The sequence below is a fragment of the Streptomyces sp. NPDC006314 genome (assembly GCF_040613075.1).
Lineage (GTDB): Bacteria > Actinomycetota > Actinomycetes > Streptomycetales > Streptomycetaceae > Streptomyces.
On record NZ_JBEXRL010000001.1, the window covers coordinates 590901 to 612279 of the forward strand.

Sequence of the window (21379 nt, forward strand, 5' to 3'; positions counted from 1 at the left end):
ACACGCCGTAATCGAATGACCTCGAAACCCACCGGTATCCCTCGAACTGCTGAACCCTTCCCGTTCGACCCCGGAACGACCCGTTCCGGCCGGACGGTATGGGCATGGCACACGCACCTGGCAAGGACGCCGACTTCGAGGGGTTACGAGAGCGGGCGGTCGCGCTGCGGCGGGCGGGCCACAGCCTCCGGCAGATCCGGGACGAGCTGGGAATCTTCAACAACGACATCCTCAACCAACTGGTGAAGGGGGAACCGCCACCGGAGTGGGCGAAGCGCCCACGGGCCAGGGACGACCTCCGGGCCAAGGCTCGCGAGCTGCGGCTTCAGGGCTGGACGTACGACCAGATCGAGGCGGAGCTCGGGTGCTCGCGGAGTTCGGTGTCTCTGTGGGTGCGGGATCTACCGAAACCGGAGCGCCGTGATCCGATCGAGCAGGCGAAGCTCGCGTCCCGGCTGAGATGGGAACACGAACTGGCGATCCGTGAAGAGAAGCGGCGGGAGACCAAGACGGCGGCGAGGGGAGAGATCGGCGCACTGTCCGATCGCGAGCTGTTCATCGCCGGCGTCGCCCTTTACTGGGCCGAGGGCACCAAGGACAAGCCCCACGCCCGCCGCGAGCGAGTCGTCTTCGTCAACAGCGACCCCGACATGATCCGCGTCTTCCTGGCCTGGCTCGACCTGCTCCGAGTGGAGCGCGGTGACGTGAGCCACCGGGTGATGATCCACGAGTCGGCCGACGTGCCGGGCGCCGAGAAGTACTGGGCGGACCTCGTCGGAGCCGACCTCGACACCTTCGGCAAAACGACCCTGAAACGGCACAACCCGAAGACCGTCCGGAAGAACACCGGCGAGGGCTATCGAGGGTGCCTGGTCATCACCGTGCGGCAAAGCGCCGAGTTGTACCGTCGCATCGAGGGCTGGTGGTACGGCATAGTAGGTGCTGCCACCGCACCCGATCTAGGAAATCGGACATAGCGGTAATCCCGGGTCGTCTAAGGGCAAGACGTCAGATTTTGGCTCTGATCATGGGGGTTCGAGTCCTCCCCCGGGAGCACATGCCCAGTTCGGGTCCTGACCGGTACACCCCTGTCAGGGCCCGCACTCATATCCCCCACAACCCGCCCCGGTATCCTGCGGCTGTCACCCCCACCCATCCAGAGCCGAAGGGCAACCCCGTGAGCGCCATCCGCCCGGCAGCCGTCGTCGTTCTCGCAGCGGGTGAGGGCACCCGTATGAAGTCCGCCACACCCAAGGTCCTCCACCAGATCTGCGGCCGCTCCCTGGTCGGCCATGTGCTGGCCGCCGCCCGTGAGTTGGACCCCGCGAACCTGGTCGTCGTCGTGGGCCACGCCCGTGAGCAGGTCACCGCCCACCTGAACGCGATCGACCCGGCCGTGCGCACGGCCGTGCAGGCGGAGCAGAAGGGGACGGGGCACGCCGTCCGTATGGGACTGGAGGAGCTGGGCGGGGCCGTGGACGGGACCGTCGTGGTCGTCTGCGGGGACACGCCCCTCCTGACCGCGGACACGCTCAAGCGGCTTGCCGAGACGCACGGCACCGATGGCAATGCCGTGACCGTGCTCACGGCGGAGGTTCCGGACGCGACCGGTTACGGCCGGATCGTGCGGGACGACGCGACCGGCGCGGTGACCGCGATCGTGGAGCACAAGGACGCGACCGAGGTCCAGCGGGCGATCCGGGAGATCAACAGCGGTGTGTTCGCGTTCGACGGGCAGTTGCTGGCGGACGCGCTGAGGAAGGTGCGGACGGACAACAGCCAGGGCGAGGAGTACCTGACCGATGTGCTCGGGATCCTGCGGGAGGCCGGGCATCGGGTCGGGGCGTCCGTGGCCGGTGATCACCGGGAGATCGCCGGGATCAACAACCGGGTGCAGCTCGCCGAGGCCCGCCGGATCCTCAACGACCGGCTGCTGACCCGGGCGATGCTGGACGGGGTGACGGTCGTCGACCCGGCGACCACCTGGGTCGATGTGACGGTGACGTTCGAGCGGGACGCCGTCGTGCATCCGGGTACGCAGCTGCTCGGGTCGACGCACCTCGGTGAGGGGGCCGAGGTCGGGCCGAACAGCCGGCTGAAGGACACCCGGGTGGGTGCGGGGGCGCGGGTGGACAACACGGTGTCGGACGGTGCGCGGATCGGCGAGCAGGCGTCGGTGGGGCCGTACGCGTATCTGCGGCCCGGCACCCGTCTCGGGCTCAAGTCGAAGATCGGTACGTATGTGGAGACGAAGAACTCCTCGATCGGCGAGGGGACGAAGGTTCCGCATCTGACGTACGTCGGTGACGCGACGATCGGTGATTTCACGAACATCGGGGCCGCGAGTGTGTTCGTGAACTACGACGGGGAGAGCAAGCACCACACGACCGTCGGGTCGCACTGCAAGACGGGTTCGGACAACATGTTTGTGGCTCCTGTCACGGTCGGGGACGGTGCGTACACCGCTGCCGGTTCGGTGATCACGAAGGACGTGCCGCCCGGTTCGCTGGCCGTGGCCCGCGGTCAGCAGCGGAATATCGAGGGCTGGGTGGCGCGGAAGCGTCCGGGGAGCGCGGCGGCGAAGGCTGCTGAGGCGGCGTCGCGGCGGGGCGAGGGCGTGGACTGACGGGAAACGGGTGCGCCGAACACGGCGTACCGTGATAAGTGCATATCCGCACGCGTGCACCCGCACCCTTACCAGCTGATGTGGCCTCTCACGCCCAGCCGAGAGGTCGCCGAGCAGCCGGCTGGCTGGCTGAGACAACCTCTGAGGAGACAGTGCTGTGACCGGGATCAAGACGACCGGCGAGAAGAAGTTGATGTTCTTCTCCGGCCGCGCCCACCCCGAGCTTGCCGAGGAGGTCGCCCAGCCGCTGGGTGTCGGGGTCGTCCCGACCAAGGCCTTCGACTTCGCGAACGGCGAGATCTATGTCCGTTACCAGGAGTCTGCTCGTGGTGCGGACTGCTTCCTGATCCAGAGCCACACGGCTCCGATCAACAAGTGGATCATGGAGCAGCTGATCATGATCGACGCGCTGAAGCGTGCGTCGGCTCGTTCCATCACGGTGATCGTGCCGTTCTACGGTTACGCGCGGCAGGACAAGAAGCACCGGGGTCGTGAACCGATTTCGGCGCGTCTGATCGCGGATCTGATGAAGACGGCGGGTGCGGATCGCATTCTGACCGTGGATCTGCACACCGATCAGATTCAGGGCTTCTTCGACGGGCCGGTCGATCACTTGTTCGCGCTGCCGCTGCTGGCGGACTACGTGGGCAGGAAGGTGGACCGGGACAAGCTGACGGTCGTGTCGCCGGACGCGGGTCGTGTGCGGGTGGCGGACCGGTGGTGCGACCGGCTCGGTGCGCCGCTGGCGATCGTGCACAAGCGGCGGGACAAGGACGTGGCGAACCAGGTGACCGTCCACGAGGTCGTGGGTGAGGTCAAGGGTCGTGTGTGTGTCCTGGTGGACGACATGATCGACACGGGTGGGACCATCTGTGCCGCTGCGGACGCGCTGTTCGCGCATGGTGCGGAGGATGTCATCGTGACGGCTACGCACGGTGTGCTCTCGGGCCCGGCCGCGGACCGGCTGAAGAACTCTCGTGTGAGCGAGTTCGTGTTCACGAACACGCTGCCGACGCCGGCGGAGCTGGGCCGGGATCTGGACAAGATCACGGTGCTGTCGATCGCTCCGACGATCGCGAGTGCGGTGCGTGAGGTGTTCGAGGACGGTTCGGTGACCAGCCTCTTCGACGAGCAGTGAGGTTTCTGCGAGCCCGCCCGGCGAGCTAGCTGAAGATCCTTTTGGTACGGCCTCCCTCTCCGAGTAAACTGCTGAAGTTGCTCGGCGAGGGAGGCCGTACTCCGTTGGAAGACGGGATGCGGTGGTCCGTTATCGACGCGCTCTTCGTAGCAGGCCGTTCGTGGCCGGGTGACCACGTCCGTTCCCAGTTTCTACGAGGAGTGATCAATATGTCCGAGGTGAAGCTCGCCGCCGAGACCCGTACCGAGTTCGGCAAGGGTGCCGCGCGCCGCATCCGCCGCGACAACAAGGTTCCGGGTGTTCTGTACGGCCACGGTTCCGACCCGCTGCACCTGACCCTGCCGGGCCACGACCTGCTGCTGGCGCTGCGTACGCCGAACGTCCTGATCTCCCTGGACATCGACGGCAAGACCAACGAGCTGGCGATCCCGAAGGCCGTGCAGCGCGACCCGCTGAAGGGTTTCCTGGAGCACGTCGACCTGCAGCTGGTCAAGCGTGGCGAGAAGGTCACGGTCGAGATCTTCGTCCACACCGAGGGCGAGCTGGCCCCGGGCGGCAACCTGCTGGAGCACGTGCTGAACGCACTGCCCGTCGAGACCGAGGCCACGCACATCCCCGAGTCGGTCACCGTCTCCGTCGAGGGCCTGGAGGCCGGTGCCTCCATCCTCGCCAAGGACATCCCGCTCCCGTCCGGCACCACGCTGGCCGTCGAGGAGGACACGGTCGTCCTGCAGGTCCTGGCCGCGCAGGCCGAGGAGACCCAGGGTGAAGAGGCCGCCGGAGGCGAAGAGGGCGCCGAGGCCTGATCCTCGCCGTCGCCATCATCTGTTCAGCCGCTGCTTCCCTCGCCGGGAGCAGCGGCTGGCGCGTATCAAGGAGACATGGACGTGACCACGCCCGCCACCGCCCCCTGGCTCATCGTGGGCCTCGGTAATCCGGGGCCGGAGTACTCCATGAACCGGCACAACGTCGGTTTCATGGTGGTCGACCTGCTCGCGGAGCGGATCGGGGGGAAGTTCAAGCGGGCGGGCAAGGCGCAGGCGCAGGTGCTGGAGGGGCGGATCGGTCCGGCCGGGCCGGCGAACCGCCGGGTGATCCTGGCGAAGCCGATGTCGTACATGAACCTGTCCGGCGGTCCGGTGAACGCGCTGAAGGACTTCTACAAGGTGCCGGTGGAGAACATCGTCGCGGTCCATGACGAGTTGGACATCGACTACGGCACGCTGCGGCTGAAGCTGGGCGGTGGCGACAACGGGCACAACGGGCTGAAGTCGATGACGAAGGCCATGGGGGCGGACTATCACCGGGTGCGGTTCGGGATCGGGCGGCCGCCGGGGCGGATGCAGGTGGCCGACTTCGTGCTGAAGGACTTCGCGTCGGCGGAGCGCAAGGAACTGGACTACCTCGTGGACCGTGCGGCGGACGCGGTGGAGTGTCTGGTGACGGAGGGGCTGGAGCGGGCGCAGGGGACGTACAACTCCTGACTTGTCCCTGCATGACCTGCGCCGGAGTTGACCGGTCGTAGGAATATGGCCAATGATCCCGGCCATGTCTGCCACAGCCACCCCTGCTCGCCGGGCCTCCGTGACCGTGTTGCGGTTCGGGCGGGTCGCGGCGATGGGTGCGGTCGCCGCGCTGATCCTGTTCGCCGGGGTGTGGGGTTCCTGGGGGACCGCGCAGCACGTGATGCTGACCAAGGGGCGGGAGCGCGGCACGGTCGAGGTGACCCGGTGCGACGGGGATGCGTGCACAGGTCCGTTCACCCCGGTGTCGACGGGGGCGAGGGCCCGTCCGAGCGTGGTGATCGCGGAGTCGGTCGCGGTGCGCCGGGGGCTGACGTATGACGTGGTGGTGAAGCCGGGGACGGACGAGGTGGTGCGGTCCGGGCCGGCGGGGGTTCTCTGTGCCTGGGTGCCGTTCGGCGGTGCGTTGTTGCTGGCGTCGGTGGTGGTGGCGGGCGGGATGCGGCTGACCCGGGCGGCGTGGCTGCTGGCGGGGGCGGGAACGGTGCTGCTCACGGCGGCCTTCGTGACCCTCTGAGGGGTTGGGGCGTTCTTCACGTCTGTGGGGGGCCTATGTGTTGCCTGTTCGTGATTGACCGGCCGCCCGGCGGGACAGCAAGCTGAACCGCCCCCTCCACATCTTCCCGTTCGCATCTCGAAGATGGATTGCCCTATGCCCAGCCTCACGCGCGTCGGCACGCTGACCGCCCTCGCCTCGGCGGCCCTCCTGGTCGCCCCCGCCACCGCCCATGCCACCCCGCACGGGGACAACGGCACCGTGAAGATCCACGACGCCACGACCGGCGAGGAACTGCGCCGCAACGAGCCGCACGTGTGCACGTTCTACCTGGACGCCTTCGGTTTCGACGGCGGCCAGCAGGTCGACTGGCACATCGAGGCCTGGGCACCGACGGCCGCCACGAAGGGCGAGACCGTGAAGTCCGGTGCGCTCACGCTGGACGCCGACGGTCACGGCCGTACCGAGAACCTTTCGCTGCCGGACGGCCACTACAAGCTGTTCTGGAACTTCGACGGGGAGAAGGGGTCGGCCAAGCACAAGGTGTTCTGGACGGACTGCGAGGACTCGGAAGGGGGCGGGGGCAAGCCGTCCGGCTCGGCGTCGCCGTCCGCTTCGTCCAGCCCGTCGTCCGGTTCGTCGTCCGGTACGACTCCCAGCGCGTCCCCGTCCGGTTCGCCCTCCTCCGCGGCCGCCTCGTCCTCTCCGGCTGCCTCCCCGTCCGCGCAGGGCGGTGGCGGCGATCTCGCCGAGACCGGCAACGGCGCCCCGGTGGGTCTGCTGTCGGGTGTCGCGGCAGCGCTGGTCGGTGCGGGTGGTTGTCTGGTGGCCCGGCGCCGCAAGGCGCAGCGGGGCTGAGGCAGCCGTACCCGCAAAGGTGCCCCCGAGGTCGTGCGGACCTCGGGGGCACCGTCTTGTGCGGCGGCTGTCAGCCGGTGTTGCGCAGGCCCGCGGCCACACCGTTGACGGTGAGGAGCAGGGCGCGCGCGAGCAGCGGGTCGGCCGAGGCGCCGGCGGCGGCCGCGTCGCGCTGGCGCTTGAGCAGGGTGACCTGGAGGTAGGAGATCGGGTCCAGGTAGGCGTCGCGGATGGCGAAGGTCTGCTTGAGGACGGGCTGGGCTTCGAGGAGTTCGTCCTCGCCGGTCACCCGCAGCACCTCGCGGACGGTCAGCTCGTGCTCGGTCTTGATGGTGTCGAAGACGTGCTTGAGCTCGTCGGGGACGAGGGTGTCGACGTAGTGCTCGGCGATGCGCAGATCCGTCTTCGCGAGGGTCATCTCGACGTTGGAGATGAAGTTGCGGAAGAAGTGCCACTGCTGGCGCATCTCGTCGAGGACGGTGTCGAGGCCCGCCTCGCGCAGGGCCTTCAGGCCGGAGCCGACGCCGAACCAGCCGGGGACGATCTGCCGGGACTGGGTCCAGCCGAACACCCAGGGGATGGCGCGCAGGCCGTCGAGTCCGGCGCCGGAGTCGGGCCGGCGGGAGGGCCGGGAGCCGAGGTGCAGGTCGGCGAGCTGGTCGACCGGGGTGGAGGCGAAGAAGTAGGCCGGCAGGTCGGGGTCCTCCACCAGGCGGCGGTAGGCCGCGTGGGCGGCGTCGGAGACGACGTCCATGGCGGCGTCCCAGCGGGCGAGGGCCTCGTCGGACTGACGGGGGGCGGTGTGCAGGGCGGAGGCCTGCAGCGTGGCCGCGACCGTCAGTTCCAGGTTCTCCCGGGCCAGGGACGGGATCAGGTACTTGTCGGAGATGACCTCGCCCTGCTCGGTCACCTTGATCTCGCCCTCGAGGGTGCCCCAGGGCTGGGCGAGGATGGCGTCGTGCGAGGGGCCGCCGCCGCGGCCGACGGTGCCGCCGCGGCCGTGGAAGAGGCGCAGGCGGACGCCGTAGCGGTGGGCGACGTCGCGCAGGCGGCGCTGGGCGCGGTGGATTTCCCACTGGCTGGTGGTGATGCCGCCGAACTTGGAGGAGTCGGAGTAGCCGAGCATGACCTCCTGGACGTCGCCGCGCAGCGCGACCAGGCGCCGGTAGGACGGGTCGGAGAGCATGTCCTCGAGGATGGTGTCGGCGGCGCGCAGCTCGTCGGTGGTCTCCAGGAGGGGGACGATGCCGATCTTGGCCCAGCCGGCGTGCAGGTCGAGCAGGCCGGCCTCGCGGGCGAGGACGGCGGCGGCGAAGACGTCGTCGGCGCCCTGGCACATGGAGATGATGTAGGACTCGATGACCTCGGGGCCGAAGACCTTCAGGGCGCGCTTGACCGTCTCGAAGACGCCGAGGGTCTTCGCGCCGGCCGCGTCCACGGGCGCCGGGGTCGGGGCCAGTGGCCTCCTGGACCGCAGCTCCTTGGCGAGGAGCTTGGCGCGGTACTCGCGGGGCATGTCGGCGTAGCGCCAGGACTCCTCGCCGAGGCGGTCGAAGAGCTGGCCGAGGGCGTGGTGGTGGGCGTCGGCGTGTTCGCGGACGTCCATGGTGGCGAGCTGGAGGCCGAAGGCGGCCAGGGTGCGGATGGTGCGGGCGAGGCGGCCGTCGGCGAAGAGGCCGCCGCGGTGCTCGCGCAGGGAGGTCTGGATGATCCGCAGGTCGCTCAGCAGCTCACCGGTGCCGAGGTAGTCGCGGCCTTCCTCGTGCGGGACGCCCTTGGCGAGGCGCTGCTTGGTGTTCTCGAGCTTCTGCCGGATGCAGGTGGCCTTGAGCCGGTAGGGCTCCTCGGCGTTGAGGCGCTTGTAGCGCGGGCTGATCTCGGGCAGGCGGTCCAGGTCGGCCTGGAGGGACTGAAGGAGTTCCTCGGTGGCGCCGGCGTAGCGGATGGAGTTGGAGAGCAGGCCGCGCAGTTCGTCGATCATCTCCAGGGCGTCGTTGATGCCGTGCTCGTGCTGGAGGATGAGGACGTCCCAGGTGACCTGGGGGGTGACGTTGGGGTTGCCGTCGCGGTCGCCGCCGATCCAGGTGCCGAAGGTGAGGGGGCGGGTGTCGTCGGGGAGCTTGACGCCGACGCGCTCCAGTTCGGCGGTCAGGTCCTCGAGGACGTCCCCGACGGCGTCGGCGTGGAGTTCGTCGAGGTAGTAGATGGCGTTGCGGGCCTCGTCGGCGGGTTCGGGGCGCACGACACGCAGTTCGTCGGTCTGCCAGACGAGGTCGATGTTCTCGGCGAGGCGGACGTCGTGGCGGCGGCGGTCGGAGTCGAGGACGGGGGCGTCCAGGAGCGCGGCGATGCGCCGGAGCTTGTTGAGGACCGACCGGCGCGCGGCCTCGGTGGGGTGGGCGGTGAACACCGGGCGGACGTTGAGGTGCCGGACGGTCTGCTTCAGGTGCTCGGGATCGGCGTCCTTGAGGCGGTCGGCGGTGCGGGCGAGCAGGCCGCCCTCGGCGGCGCGCCTGGCGCGCAGCTCGCGGCCGCGGTGGACCTGCTCGGTGATGTTGGCCAGGTGGAAGTAGGTGGAGAAGGCGCGGACCAGCTTGGCCGCGGTCTCCAGTTCGATGCCGCGCAGCAGCTCGGCGGCGGCCTCGCCGTCCTCGCGGGTGAGGCGGCGGACCTTCTCGACCAGTTCGAGAAGCTCGGGGCCTTCCTGCCGGACGAGGGTCTCGCCCAAGAGGTCACCCAGTCGACGGATGTCGGCGCGCAGCTCGCTGCCGGTCGTGGTGGTCTGGTCGTCGGCACTGCTCACAGGTGCGGCTCCTTGCAGTGTTGAAGCTCGTCTGGGAGGGAACCCGTCCGTCGTGCCACGCGGCGGGCGCCGCATACGGGCCGGAGCGTCCGGGAAGAAACTTCAGCGGACCGCGCTGTCCGACCGAAACCAAGGATAGGTGTCCGTGTGAACGTGCAGGCCCCCGGGCTCTTGCCGCCGTGCGACACGCTGACATACTTACGACGCCGTAGGTTACGGAACCGTAGGGAAGTACCGTCCAGTCCCGCCCGGTCCCGGCGGCCCGGCGATCGTCTCGACTCTCGACCCCACAGGGGACGCGCATGACCTCAAGTAGTTCCGATGTGATCGAAGAAGCCCGTAAGGCCACCGACACACCCCCTCCCTCCGCCACGCTGGGCGGTGAGCAGAAGCGTTCGATCGAACAGATCACGCTGCTCATGTTCATCGTCGTGCCGTTCGTGGCACTCGTGGCGGCCGTGCCGCTGGCCTGGGGCTGGGGGGTGAGCTGGCTCGATCTGGGCCTGCTGGTCTTCTTCTACTTCCTCGCGTGCCACGGCATCACGATCGGTTTCCACCGGTACTTCACCCACGGTTCGTTCAAGGCCAGACGGCCGCTCAGGATCGCGCTGGCGATCATGGGCTCGATGGCCGTCGAGGGGCCGCTGGTGCGCTGGGTGGCCGACCACCGCAGGCACCACAAGTTCTCCGACGCCGAGGGCGACCCGCATTCGCCCTGGCGGTTCGGGGAGACGGTTCCGGCGCTGATGAAGGGCCTGTGGTGGGCCCATATCGGCTGGCTGTTCGACGAGGAGCAGACCCCGCAGGAGAAGTACGCGCCGGACCTGATCAAGGACAAGGCGATCCGGACGATCTCCCGCCAGTTCGTGCTGTGGACGATCGTGTCCCTGGGGTTGCCTCCCCTGATCGGCGGCCTGGTGACGATGTCCTGGTGGGGCGCGTTCACCGGGTTCTTCTGGGGTTCACTCGTCCGGGTGGCGCTGCTGCACCATGTGACGTGGTCGATCAACTCGATCTGTCACGCGGTCGGCAAGCGGCCGTTCAAGTCGCGGGACCGCTCCGGCAACGTCTGGTGGCTGGCGGTCCTGTCCTGCGGCGAGTCCTGGCACAACCTGCACCACGCCGACCCGACCTCGGCGCGGCACGGGGTGATGCGCGGCCAGATCGACTCCTCGGCGCGTTTCATCCGCTGGTTCGAGCTGCTCGGCTGGGCGTACGACGTGCGCTGGCCGTCACGCTCGCGTATCGATTCCCGCCGTAACCCCGACCAGGGCGGCTCCCGGCGCCGGAAGGAGGCCGCCGAGGCGGCATGATTGACGCCGTGGCGACCGATTCCAGCAGCAATCCCGGCAATGACAAGCAGCGGCGGACCCGTCGGACCCGTATGACCGGTGCCGAGCGCCGCCAGCAGCTGCTGGAGATCGGTCGCACCCTCTTCGCGGCGAAGGGTTTCGAGGGCACCTCGGTGGAGGAGATCGCAGCGAAGGCCGGGGTGTCCAAGCCGGTGGTGTACGAGCACTTCGGCGGCAAGGAGGGGCTGTACGCGGTGGTGGTCGACCGCGAGATGCGGCGCCTGCTGGACATGGTGACCAGCTCGCTGACGGCCGGCCACCCTCGCGAGCTGTGCGAGCAGGCCGCCTTCGCGCTGCTGGACTACATCGAGGAGTACACGGACGGTTTCCGCATCCTGGTCCGTGACTCGCCCATCCCCCAGTCCACGGGTTCGTTCGCCTCGCTGATCTCCGACATCGCCACCCAGGTGGAGGACATCCTGGGCCGCGAGTTCAAGTCCCGCGGCTTCGATCCCAAGCTGGCCCCGCTCTACGCCCAGGCGCTGGTCGGCATGGTGGCGCTGACCGGCCAGTGGTGGCTGGACGTGCGCCGCCCGAAGAAGGCGGAGGTGGCGGCGCACCTGGTGAATCTGGCGTGGCACGGCCTTGACGGCCTGGAGGCGAAGCCGCGGTTGATCGGGCACCGGAAGAGCTGAGCCCGCCGCTTCTGATCATCGTGGTGATGACCTTGCCGGTCCGGCGGCTGCCGTGGGTACCCGGTCCGAGCATGCCGCTCATGGGAGGAATCACCATGACTGCCGAGCCGATCGCCTCACATGATCCCGGTGGTCCGGACCTACCCGTCCGGCCCGGTGCCCAAGGCGTACGTGGTCACCGGCATCACGACGATCTCGAACTCTACGAGCCGTTCGACATCGGCCTCGACATCACACCCGACGCCCTGAGGCGTCTGTAGTCACCGGTTCCAGGAACTCCAGCCGGTTCCCCACCGGATCCTCGGAGTAGAAGCGCCGGTGGCCCGGGAGGTTGTCGTCCCAGGTGACCGGCGCCCCACGCGCCGCCAGCCGGGCCGCGTACGCGTCGATGCCCCGCACCCTCAGCCCGGGGTGCGCCTTCCTCGCCGGGCGGAAATGCTCCTCGATGCCCAGGTGGAGCCGGACGAAGCCCGCCTCGAACCAGCAGCCCCCGCGCTGTGCCGGCACCGGCGGCTCGGGGGCCTCCGTCATCCCGAGGACATCGATGTAGTACGCCCGCAGCGTGCCTTCCGAGCCCGGCGGAGCCGCCAACTGCACGTGATCGACGGCGATGAGCACCCTCACGCCCCCTTCACGGCCACCGCGAACAGCCGGCGGAACGGCAGGACCGTGCCGTAGGGGGCGCTCGGGTACGCCTCCCGGAGCAGGCCCCGGTATTCGGCGACGAACGCGTCGCGGGCCTCGGGGTCGTCGGCCAGGGCGGTCAGTGCGGGCCGCAGTCCGGTGCCCTTCACCCAGTCCAGGACCGGGTCCTGCCCGTGCAGGACGTGCAGGTACGTCGTCTGCCACACGTCGGTCGCGCAGCCGAGGCGGGCCAGGCGGTCCAGGTATGCGCCGGGGGCGTGCACGGAGTCCGTGCGGCGCAGGACGTCGGCGAGGCGGGCCTTCCAGCGGGGAGTGGCGGCGAGGTCGCGCATCAGGGCGTGCAGCGGGGCGTCGACGTTGTCGGGGACCTGGAAGGCGAAGGTGCCGCCGGGTTTCAGGGCGGCGATCCAGTCGGCGAAGCGGTCGGCGTGGCCCGGCACCCATTGCAGCGCGGCGTTGGAGACGATCAGGTCGTACGGCTCCTCGGGCGTCCAGGTCCGGGCGTCGGCGTGGGCGAAGTCCAGGCGGCCGCCCCCGGGCGTGGGGCCCTCGTGGTCGACATGCGCCTTGTCGAGCATCCCCGGCGAGTTGTCGTAACCGGTGACGTGGGCGGTGGGCCAGCGTTCGGTGAGCACGACGGTGACGTTGCCGGGGCCGCAGCCGAGGTCGGCGAGGCGGGGGTGTCCTGCGGGCGGTTCCGTCGGGAGGGCGGGGACGCGGGCGAGGAGGTCGGCGAAGGGACGGGCCCGGTGGCCGGCGTGCCGGAGGTACTGGGCGGGGTCCCAGATGGGGTTCGTCATACCTCTCACCCTCCTCGCGACTTATCTCGATGTCAAGAGACTTGAGGTCAAGAGACTTCATGTCGACACAACCACTACACTGATCTCCATGGAGGACGAGGTCGATCGGCTGGTCGCAGCGTGGCGCCGGGAGCGTCCGGACCTCGACGTGGAGCCGCTGGAAGTGCTCAGCCGGGTGAGCCGACTCGCCCGGCACCTGGACCGTGCGCGCCGGCTCGCCTTCGCCGAGCATCAGCTGGAGCCCTGGGAGTTCGACGTGCTGACCGCGCTCCGGCGCGCGGGCACGCCGTACCAGCTCTCCCCCGGCCAGCTGCTGACACAGACCCTGGTCACCTCGGGCACGATGACCAACCGGATCGACCGGCTCGCGAAGAAGGGCCTGGTGGAGCGGCTGCCAGACCCGAGCGACCGGCGCGGCGTGCTGGTCCGGCTGACCGAGACGGGCCGGGACCGCGCGGACCAGGCCCTGGCGGGCCTGCTGGACCAGGAGCGGGCGATCCTCGCCGAGCTTTCCCACGCCCAGCGCGCGGAACTGGCCGCGCTGCTACGCCAGTTGACCGCCCCGTTCGACAACGTTCCCGGCTAGGTCGACCGGCCCGACCCCGGCCCGCCGGGCGAGCGCCACGGCGGCCAGCGTGGAGTGGACCCCCAGCTTGCCGAGAACGTTCTGCATGTGGGTGCGCACGGTGTGCGGGGAGAGGAACAGCCGCTCGGCTACCGCCTTGCGACCGAGCCCGGCGACCATACAGCGCAGCACCTCCCGCTCGCGCGGGGTGAGGGACTCCACCAGCCGCTCGCTCTCGGTACGGTGCTTGCGCGCGGCCGTCAGCTCTTTGAGCACGCCGGTGAGGAGTGCGGGCGGCAGGTGGGTCTCGTCCCGCAGCACTCCCCGTATCACCGTCAGCAGCCGTGACAGCGAGCAGTCCTTGGCGACCCAGCCGGAGGCGCCGGCCTGCAGAGCGAGCGCCGCGCGGCGCGGGTCGTCCTTCTCGGCGAGGACGACGATCCGCACGGCGGGCTGGGCGGTCCGGACCCCGGTGACGAGCGATATCCCGTCGACGAAACCCTCCTCGTAGCCCGCGTGCACGGGCACGGAAGGGCGGGCGCCGGGCAGGTCGCCGCCCAGGTCGGCGTCGACCAGGAGGACGTCGTAGCGGCGGCCCTCGGCGGCCGCACGCTCCAGGCAGCGCAGCGCGGCCGGGCCGCTGCCGGCGGCGGAGACGTCGACGTCGGGCTCGGCGGCCAGGGCGGCGGCGAGCGACTCGGCGAAGATGCGGTGGTCGTCCACGACCAGGACTCGGATACGAACCACGAAACCCCCTTCCCCAGGCTCCGCGTGGAGCAGGGGATGTCCAAGGTCCGGAAAGGCCCGGCGATCGCCGGTCCGGAAAAGCCCGGAAAAGGCCCGGAGAACGACGACCGGCGCGGATACGACACCCAGCGGAAAGGACGCCCGCCGCACGGCCGCCGCCGTCGCGGGAACTGTTACCCCACCGCGAGCGCCGTACCCGCCTGTCTCGCCCCCTGATCAGCACCGGCCCCCACCGGTGCTGTTCCTCAGAGTACGGATGGGAGCGGGCAGCGGAAGACGATTTGCAGAACTGGCCGTCCGGCGCGTTTATGGTGTGCCGCATGTTTCGTATTGAGGCGGAAGTCGACAAGGACCGACGTGATCTGCTCCGCTCACGGCTGCAAGACACCAACACGGCGGCCTCCCCGGTGCTGGCGGCCCTGCGCGGCACGCCCGGGGAACGCGAAGTCCCCCTCCACGTATGGGCCCTGGACGCGGCCGGCGACCTGGCCGGCGGCCTCGTCGGCCACACCTGGACGACCTGGCTGCACGTCATCTACCTGTGGGTCGACGCTGGCCACCGCGGCACGGGCCTCGGCTCCCGCCTCCTCGCCAGGGCCGAACACATCGCCCGCACCGACCGCGGCTGCACGGCGTCCCGACTGGAGACCTGGGACTTCCAGGCACCGGAGTTCTACACACGGCACGGCTACGAGGTGGTGTGCACCATCCCCGACTATCCGCCGGGCCATACGGAGTTCACCCTGGCCAAGCAGCTGGGCTGAGCGGGCGTGTGCACCGCCAAGTGCCCTGCGAGGCCCGGCTCGTCCAGGCGAGCGCCGGGCCGGCCATGACGGCAGGCACCGCCGGAGGACGCCGGCACCGGCCCCTGCGCGTCGGTCGCCTGCGGGGCCGGTGCGGGCGGCAGGACCAGGTGCCGTCACTCCACCCGTCGCGCCCCCGGCGACGGAACCGCCTCGAAGACCCGCGGGGTCGTGAAGCCGGCTGCCGCGAAGGCCTCCTCCACCGCCTTCGTCAGGGTGTCCACGTCGGTGGCCGCCGCCAGGACGACCGCCGAGCCGCCGAAGCCGCCGCCGGTCATCCGGGCGCCGAGGGCGCCGTTCGCCAGGGCGGTGCCGACGACCAGGTCCAGCTCCGGGCAGGAGACGCGGAAGTCGTCGCGCAGGGAGGCGTGGCCCTCGGTGAGGACCGGGCCGATGGCCCGGATCTCGCCGGACCGGAGGAGGCCGACGACGCGCTCGACCCGGTGGTCCTCCGTCACCACATGGCGGACCAGCCGGATGACCTCCTCCTCGTCGCCCAGGCGCGCGAGGGCCGCGTCGAGTTCGGCGTACGGGACGTCCCGCAGGGCGTCGACGCCGAGCAGGGCCGCGCCCTTCTCGCAGCCGGCCCGGCGCTTGCCGTACTCGCCGCCGCTGTGGGCGTGCTTGACCCGGGTGTCGACCACCAGCAGGCGCAGTCCCTCGGCCGCGAGGTCGAAGGGGATGTGCTGCTGGGACAGGTCCCGGGTGTCGAGGAACAGGGCGTGCCCTGACTCGCAGCACGCGGACGCCGTCTGGTCCATGATGCCGGTCGGCACGCCGACGTAGACGTTCTCGGCGCGCTGGCACAGCCGGGCCAGCTGCCAGCGCTGGAGGCCGAGGCCGTACAGGTCGTTCAGCGCGAGCGCGATGACGACCTCCACGGCCGCCGAGGAGGACAGGCCCGCGCCCGTCGGCACGGTGGAGGACAGGTGGATGTCCGCGCCGGTGACCTCGTGGCCCGCCTGGCGCAGCGCCCAGACCACGCCCGCCGGGTACGCCGTCCACTCCCGGTCGCTCTGCGGGGCGAGCGCGTCGAGCGACAGCTCCGCGACGCCGTCCTCGACGTCCGCCGAGTGCAGGCGCACCACCCCGTCGTCCCGGCCGGAGACGGCCGCGATCACCTGGTGCGGCAGCGCGAACGGCATGACGAAGCCGTCGTTGTAGTCGGTGTGCTCGCCGATCAGATTGACCCGGCCCGGCGCCGCCCACACGCCCTGCGGCGCCGTCCCGTACAGCTCGGTGAAGCGCTCCGCGACCTGCTGTGCCCCCACTAGTGCTCCCTTGTGATGTGCTGCGCGAACTCCCACGCGTCCGCGACGATCCCCGCGAGGTCCGCGCGGGACGGGTTCCAGCCCAGTTTCTCCCGGGCGGTGCCCGCGGAGGCGACCAGGACCGCGGGGTCACCGCCCCGGCGCGGGGCGATCACCTCGGGGATCGGGTGGCCGGTGACCTCGCGGACGGTCTCGATGACCTCGCGGACGGAGAAGCCGCTGCCGTTGCCGAGGTTGCAGATCAGGTGCTCGCCCGGCCGGGCCGCCCGCAGGGCCAGGAGGTGGGCCTCGGCGAGGTCCGCGACGTGGATGTAGTCGCGGACGCAGGTGCCGTCGGGGGTCGCGTAGTCGTCGCCGTAGACCGAGATCGCGTCGCGGCGGCCCTGGGCGACCTGGAGGACGAGCGGGATGAGGTGCGACTCGGGGTCGTGGCGCTCGCCGTACGCGCCGTAGGCACCGGCCACGTTGAAGTAGCGCAGGGACACCGCGGCCAGGCCGTGGGCGTTCGCCTCGCCGGTGATCATGTGGTCGACGGCGAGCTTGGTGGCGCCGTAGGGGCTGGTCGGCTGCGTCCGGGCCGTCTCCACGATCGGGACCTGCTCCGGCTCGCCGTACGTGGCCGCGGTGGAGGAGAAGACGAGCCTGCGGACGCCCGCCTCACGCATCGCGCCGAGCAGGGCCAGGCTGCCGGCGACGTTGTTGTCCCAGTACTTCTCCGGCTTCACCACCGACTCGCCGACCTGCGAGGAGGCGGCGAAGTGCAGCACGCCGTCGTAGGAGGCGTCGAGCCACTTCGCGGCGTCGCGGATGTCGCCCTCGATGAAGGACGCCCCGGCGGGCACTGCCTCGCGGAAGCCGGTGGAGAGGTTGTCGAGGACGGTGACCTCGTGGCCGGCCTCCACCAGGTGCTGGGCCACGACGCTGCCGACGTAACCCGCGCCACCCGTCACCAGATACTTCATGAACTCGCTACCTCTCGCAGTCGCTCGGCCGCGCGCTCCGGCGGCACGTCGTTGATGAACACGCTCATGCCGGACTCGGAACCCGCGAGGAATTTCAGCTTGCCGGAAGTGCGGCGGATGGTGAAAAGCTCGAGGTGGAGCGCGAAGTCGTCCCGCGTGACACCGTCGAACCCCTCCAGCGCGCCGAACGGGGCCTGATGCCAGGCCGCGATGTACGGCGTCGGAGGCTCACCCTGGCCGAAGATCCGGTCCAAGCGCCTCAAGAGTTCCAGATAGATCTGGGGGAATTCTGTGCGTGCCGCCTCGTCGAGCGCGAGCAGATCCGGCACACGGCGCTTCGGGTACAGGTGGACCTCGTACGGCCAGTGCGCCGCGTACGGCACGAAGGCCGCCCAGTGTTCACCCGCAAGGACGACCCGCTCCCCGGCGAGTTCCCGCTCCAGCACCGCGTCGAACAGGTTCTCCCCGCCGGTGGCCTCCTTGTGGGCGGCGAGCGAGCGGAGCATCAGCGCGGTGCGCGGGGTGGTGAAGGGGTAGGCGTAGATCTGTCCGTGCGGGTGTCCCAGGGTCACGCCGATCTCGGCACCGCGGTTCTCGAAACAGAACACCTGCTCGACGGAGGGCAGATGCGACAGCTCCGATGTGCGGTCCGTCCACGCGTCCAGCACCAGCCGGGCCTCCTCCTCGGTGAGGTCGGCGAAGGAGGCGTCGTGGTCGGAGGTGAAGCAGACGACCTCGCACCGGCCGGAGTCACCGGCGAGGGACGGGAACCGGTTCTCGAAGACGACGACGTCGTACGAGGAGTCCGGGATCTCGCTCAGCCGCTCACCCCGGCTCGGGCACAGGGGGCACTCGTCGGCCGGCGGATGGTAGGTGCGGCCCTGGCGATGCGAGGCGACGGCGACGGAGTCGCCGAGCAGCGGGTCCCGGCGGATCTCGGATGTGGTGACCGTACGGTCCAGCGGGCGGCGGTCGACGGCGTCCCGCACGGTGTCGTCCCCAAGGTCGTAGTAGATCAGTTCACGTCCGTCGGCCAGCCGGGTCGAGGTCTTCTTCACGCCGGGCTCCTTGTTCGACGCCCCGAAGGGACATCCCTAGAGGCTTGTCCGCACCCCATCACTCAACACAATCAAACATAACAGATCACAACTCGACAACACCTCGCTCGATCACAATCAAACAAAGAACACCAGTCGAAGTGTTCAAATACTGAACACGGCGGCGTAGGTTCCGCTCTGGATCAGTTCGCGCAACGAAGCGAGTTCTCATGCAAACCCCCACAGAACCCCGCACCTATCTGGCGGCGGAGCTACAGCTCCCCACCAACTGGCTGGACTACACGATCCTGGCGATCTACTTCGTCGTCGTCCTCGGCATCGGCTTCGCGGCCCGCCGCTCGGTGAAGACCAGCCTCGACTTCTTCCTCTCCGGACGCTCGCTGCCCGCCTGGATCACCGGCCTGGCCTTCATCTCCGCGAACCTGGCCGCCACCGAGATCCTCGGCATGGCCGCGAACAGCGCCCAGTACGGCGCCTACACCGTGCACTGGTACTGGATCGGCGCCATCCCCGCCATGGTCTTCCTGGGCCTGGTGATGATGCCCTTCTACTACGGCAGCAAGGTCCGCTCGGTCCCCGAGTTCCTGCTGCTGCGCTTCGACCGGGCCGCCCACCTGCTCAGTTCGATCCTGTTCGCGTTCGCCGCCATCCTGATCGCGGGCGTCAACCTCTACGCCCTCGCGATCGTCGTCGAGGCCCTGCTCGGCTGGCCGCAGTGGGTGGCCATCGTGGTCGCCGGCGCCTTCGTGCTCGGGTACATCACACTCGGCGGTCTGTCCTCGGCGATCTACAACGAGGTGCTGCAGTTCTTCGTGATCCTCGCCGCCCTCATCCCGATCACCGTCCTCGGCCTGAAGAAGGCCGGCGGCTGGGGTGGTCTGACCGACAAGCTCACCGCCGCCCACGGGGACGACTTCACCTCCGCCTGGGGCGGTACCGGCATCGGCAGCGTCAACCCGCTGGGCGCCAACTGGCTGACCATCGTCCTCGGCCTCGGCTTCGTGCTGTCCTTCGGCTACTGGACCACCAACTTCGCCGAGGTGCAGCGCGCCCTGTCCGCGAAGAACCTCTCGGCCGGCCAGCGCACCCCGCTGATCGCCGCCTACCCGAAGATCTTCATCGTCTTCCTGGTGATGATCCCGGGCCTGGTCGCCGCCGCGCTCATCCCGAAGTTCGGCACGGCCGCCTCCGGCTACCAGTACAACGACGCCATCCCCTACCTGATGCAGGAGCTGCTGCCCAACGGCGTGCTCGGCATCGCGGTCACCGGTCTGCTGGCGGCCTTCATGGCGGGCATGGCGGCGAACGTGTCGTCCTTCAACACGGTGTTCACCAACGACATCTGGGCCAAGTACGTGGTACGCGGCCGCGAGGACGGGTACTACGTCCGCTTCGGCCGCCTGATCACCGCGATCGGCGTCTGCGCGTCGGTCGGCACGGCGTTCCTGGCGTCCTCGTTCTCGAACATCATGAGCTACCTGCAGACGCTGTTCTCCTTCTTCAACGTCCCGATGTTCGTGGTCTTCATCGTCGGCATGTTCTGGAGGCGCGCGTCCGCGAAGTCCGGCTTCTGGGGCCTGCTCGCCGGTACGACGGCGGCGATGATCAACTACTTCGTGTTCTACAAGAAGGGGATCATCTCCATCCCCTCCGACCAGGGCGCCAACTTCGTCTCCGCCATCGCCGGCTTCATCGCCGGCGCGGTCGTCATGGTCGCCGTGTCCCTGTTCACCAAGCCGAAGCCGGCCGAGGAACTGCAGGGCCTGGTCTACGGCACCCGCTCCCCCGGCATGTCCGAACCGCCCGCCAAGGGTGACGACGCCTGGTACCGCAAGCCCGCCCTGCTGGGCTGGGGCGCGGTCGTCCTGGCCGCCGCCTGCTACATCCCGTTCTCGTTCTGACCGCGGGAGGATGAGGAAACCATGACCGAGCACTCCGACCGCCACCACGAGCGCTTCCACTACTCCGAGGACGACGTCCAGCGGGAGGTCACCGAGCTGGAGGCCAAGTCCGCGACCGCGGCCCGCATCTTCGACCTGCGCCGCATCATCGGAGGCCTGTTCGTGGTCTACGGCATCATCGTCACGATCACCGGCATCACCGACTCGCAGTCCGCCATCGACAAGGCCCAGGGCGTCAACATCAACCTGTGGACCGGGATCGGCATGCTCCTGCTGGGCATCTTCTTCCTGGCCTGGCTCAAGCTCCGGCCCACCCCGCCGCCGCTTCCTCCCCAGGGGCCGGCGGATGAGGAGCGGGCCGGGTAACGCCGGCGGCCGACGGGCCGTACGCCGACTGCGGGTGCGTGGGAGCCGGCCGCGCGGTTCGCCGCGCCCTTCGGGGCGCGGCACCGGCACCAGGCGCCTGCTCGGGGCCGGGGTCGGTCAGGACTCCGGCCCCGAGCCGCTCCACAGGGAACCCGCCCGGTCCAGCAGCCCCGTCCGCGCCGCCAACGCCGCCGCCTCCAGCCGCGACCCCACCCCCAGCTTCATCAGCACCCGCTGCACATGCGTACGCGCGGTGCTCGGCGCGATCCCCATCCCCGCCGCGATCAGCCGCGTGTCCTCCCCGTCGGACACCCGCACCAGCACTTCCACCTCCCGCGGCGTGAGCATCTCCAGCAGCCGCTGCGCCTCGTCGTCGGGCTGCGCGGCCGGATTCAGCAGCTCGCCGAACGCCCCCTGCAGCAACTGCGGAGCCACCGCCGCCTCCCCCGCGCGGGCCTTCATGATGGCCCGCTCGACGCCCTCGATCCGCTCGTCGTGCCGCACGTACCCCGACGCGCCCGCCGCGAAGGCCGCCGCGATGCCCCGCGGGGACGGCACCGGGCCCAGCACCAGCACCGCCACCTGCGGCCGCTCCCGCTTGATCTTCACCACCGGGTCGAAGATCCCCGGCTCGGCCGGTGCCGCCGTACCCAGCAGGCACACCTCCGGCGCCCGTGCGATCACCAGGTCCGCCGCGCCCGCGGCCGGTGCCGCCGCCGCGAGCACCCGGTGCCCGCGCAGCTTCAACGCCGACGCCAGCGCCTCCGCGAGCAGGCGATGGTCGTCGACGACCATGAGCCGCACTCCCATAGAGCAACCCCCCAGTCCCC

At 69.9% G+C, this 21379-nt stretch carries 22 protein-coding genes and 1 tRNA gene; 15 read left to right on the forward strand and 8 right to left on the reverse strand.

Annotation, left to right across the window (positions count from 1 at the left end; translation table 11 throughout):
- Positions 1-104: 104 nt before the first annotated feature.
- The 8 genes from ABZ079_RS02615 (at position 105) to ABZ079_RS02650 (ending at position 6641) form a co-directional block, all read left to right on the forward strand.
- Positions 105-977, forward strand: coding sequence for a helix-turn-helix domain-containing protein (locus ABZ079_RS02615; RefSeq protein ID WP_356937534.1), 873 nt, complete (start codon positions 105-107; stop codon positions 975-977).
- A gap of 6 nt (positions 978-983) precedes the next feature.
- Positions 984-1054: transfer RNA gene (locus tag ABZ079_RS02620), tRNA-Gln, on the forward strand.
- A gap of 123 nt (positions 1055-1177) precedes the next feature.
- Positions 1178-2626 carry a bifunctional UDP-N-acetylglucosamine diphosphorylase/glucosamine-1-phosphate N-acetyltransferase GlmU gene (gene glmU / locus ABZ079_RS02625; protein WP_356937535.1) on the forward strand — a complete coding sequence of 483 codons (1449 nt, stop codon included), beginning with the start codon at positions 1178-1180 and terminating at the stop codon, positions 2624-2626.
- Between the two features lie 157 nt (positions 2627-2783).
- Positions 2784-3764: a ribose-phosphate diphosphokinase gene (locus ABZ079_RS02630; RefSeq protein ID WP_356937536.1), complete on the forward strand. Its 981-nt coding sequence runs from the start codon at positions 2784-2786 to the stop codon at positions 3762-3764.
- A gap of 209 nt (positions 3765-3973) precedes the next feature.
- On the forward strand, positions 3974-4570 hold the full coding sequence (locus tag ABZ079_RS02635) for a 50S ribosomal protein L25/general stress protein Ctc (protein WP_356937537.1): 597 nt from the start codon (positions 3974-3976) through the stop codon (positions 4568-4570).
- Between the two features lie 75 nt (positions 4571-4645).
- Positions 4646-5248, forward strand: a complete 603-nt coding sequence (pth, locus tag ABZ079_RS02640; protein WP_356937538.1) for an aminoacyl-tRNA hydrolase — start codon at positions 4646-4648, stop codon at positions 5246-5248.
- A gap of 52 nt (positions 5249-5300) precedes the next feature.
- Positions 5301-5804 (forward strand): hypothetical protein, encoded by a 504-nt coding sequence (locus ABZ079_RS02645; protein ID WP_356937539.1) that lies wholly within the window; start codon positions 5301-5303, stop codon positions 5802-5804.
- Between the two features lie 135 nt (positions 5805-5939).
- Positions 5940-6641, forward strand: coding sequence for a hypothetical protein (locus tag ABZ079_RS02650; RefSeq protein WP_356937540.1), 702 nt, complete (start codon positions 5940-5942; stop codon positions 6639-6641).
- Positions 6642-6711: 70 nt separating this feature from the next.
- On the opposite strand, the gene ppc is transcribed toward ABZ079_RS02650, so the two are convergent.
- The gene (gene ppc, locus ABZ079_RS02655; protein ID WP_356937541.1) at positions 6712-9444 is read right to left on the reverse strand and encodes a phosphoenolpyruvate carboxylase; all 2733 of its coding nucleotides are present in this window, start codon (positions 9442-9444) and stop codon (positions 6712-6714) included.
- A 302-nt stretch (positions 9445-9746) separates the two neighbouring features.
- Between ppc and ABZ079_RS02660 the strand changes: the two genes are divergently transcribed.
- From ABZ079_RS02660 to ABZ079_RS02670, 3 genes are all read left to right on the forward strand, one after another.
- The gene (locus ABZ079_RS02660) at positions 9747-10757 is read left to right on the forward strand and encodes an acyl-CoA desaturase (RefSeq protein ID WP_356937542.1); all 1011 of its coding nucleotides are present in this window, start codon (positions 9747-9749) and stop codon (positions 10755-10757) included.
- Entirely contained in the window at positions 10754-11431 is a 678-nt protein-coding gene (locus tag ABZ079_RS02665; RefSeq protein ID WP_356937543.1) for a TetR/AcrR family transcriptional regulator, read from the forward strand. Before ABZ079_RS02660 ends, ABZ079_RS02665 begins: the two co-directional genes overlap by 4 nt.
- A 95-nt stretch (positions 11432-11526) precedes the next feature.
- Entirely contained in the window at positions 11527-11691 is a 165-nt protein-coding gene (locus ABZ079_RS02670; protein WP_356937544.1) for a hypothetical protein, read from the forward strand.
- Here ABZ079_RS02670 and ABZ079_RS02675 read toward each other — a convergent pair.
- Both ABZ079_RS02675 and ABZ079_RS02680 read right to left on the reverse strand, forming a co-directional pair.
- On the reverse strand, positions 11663-12049 hold the full coding sequence (locus ABZ079_RS02675) for a VOC family protein (protein WP_356937657.1): 387 nt from the start codon (positions 12047-12049) through the stop codon (positions 11663-11665). The two genes, ABZ079_RS02670 and ABZ079_RS02675, sit on opposite strands and share 29 nt — an antisense overlap.
- A 2-nt stretch (positions 12050-12051) precedes the next feature.
- Positions 12052-12876 (reverse strand): trans-aconitate 2-methyltransferase, encoded by an 825-nt coding sequence (locus ABZ079_RS02680; protein ID WP_356937545.1) that lies wholly within the window; start codon positions 12874-12876, stop codon positions 12052-12054.
- Positions 12877-12964: 88 nt separating this feature from the next.
- Here ABZ079_RS02680 and ABZ079_RS02685 point away from each other — a divergent pair, with 88 nt between their 5' ends.
- Positions 12965-13462 (forward strand): MarR family transcriptional regulator, encoded by a 498-nt coding sequence (locus ABZ079_RS02685; RefSeq protein ID WP_356937546.1) that lies wholly within the window; start codon positions 12965-12967, stop codon positions 13460-13462.
- Here the strand turns inward: ABZ079_RS02685 and ABZ079_RS02690 are convergent.
- Complete coding sequence (locus ABZ079_RS02690; protein WP_356937547.1) at positions 13421-14188, reverse strand: response regulator transcription factor; 768 nt, start codon at positions 14186-14188, stop codon at positions 13421-13423. The genes ABZ079_RS02685 and ABZ079_RS02690 overlap by 42 nt on opposite strands.
- A 320-nt stretch (positions 14189-14508) precedes the next feature.
- Here ABZ079_RS02690 and ABZ079_RS02695 point away from each other — a divergent pair, with 320 nt between their 5' ends.
- Positions 14509-14952 (forward strand): GNAT family N-acetyltransferase, encoded by a 444-nt coding sequence (locus ABZ079_RS02695; RefSeq protein WP_356937548.1) that lies wholly within the window; start codon positions 14509-14511, stop codon positions 14950-14952.
- Between the two features lie 155 nt (positions 14953-15107).
- Here ABZ079_RS02695 and galK read toward each other — a convergent pair whose 3' ends face one another.
- From galK to galT, 3 genes are read right to left on the reverse strand one after another with little or no spacing between them, the layout of a single operon-like run.
- Positions 15108-16262 carry a galactokinase gene (gene galK, locus ABZ079_RS02700; protein ID WP_356937549.1) on the reverse strand — a complete coding sequence of 385 codons (1155 nt, stop codon included), beginning with the start codon at positions 16260-16262 and terminating at the stop codon, positions 15108-15110.
- Positions 16262-17224, reverse strand: coding sequence for a UDP-glucose 4-epimerase GalE (gene galE / locus ABZ079_RS02705; protein WP_356937550.1), 963 nt, complete (start codon positions 17222-17224; stop codon positions 16262-16264). Before galE ends, galK begins: the two co-directional genes overlap by 1 nt.
- Positions 17221-18282, reverse strand: a complete 1062-nt coding sequence (gene galT, locus ABZ079_RS02710; RefSeq protein ID WP_356937551.1) for a galactose-1-phosphate uridylyltransferase — start codon at positions 18280-18282, stop codon at positions 17221-17223. The genes galE and galT overlap by 4 nt, the downstream gene beginning before the upstream one ends.
- 209 nt (positions 18283-18491) lie before the next feature.
- On the opposite strand from galT, the gene ABZ079_RS02715 reads away from it, so the two are divergent.
- Both ABZ079_RS02715 and ABZ079_RS02720 read left to right on the forward strand, forming a co-directional pair.
- Positions 18492-20183, forward strand: coding sequence for a sodium:solute symporter family protein (locus tag ABZ079_RS02715; RefSeq protein ID WP_356937552.1), 1692 nt, complete (start codon positions 18492-18494; stop codon positions 20181-20183).
- Positions 20184-20204: 21 nt separating this feature from the next.
- Complete coding sequence (locus tag ABZ079_RS02720) at positions 20205-20549, forward strand: hypothetical protein (RefSeq protein WP_356937553.1); 345 nt, start codon at positions 20205-20207, stop codon at positions 20547-20549.
- A 117-nt stretch (positions 20550-20666) separates the two neighbouring features.
- On the opposite strand, the gene ABZ079_RS02725 is transcribed toward ABZ079_RS02720, so the two are convergent.
- The gene (locus ABZ079_RS02725) at positions 20667-21359 is read right to left on the reverse strand and encodes a response regulator transcription factor (protein WP_356937554.1); all 693 of its coding nucleotides are present in this window, start codon (positions 21357-21359) and stop codon (positions 20667-20669) included.
- Positions 21360-21379 lie beyond the last annotated feature (20 nt).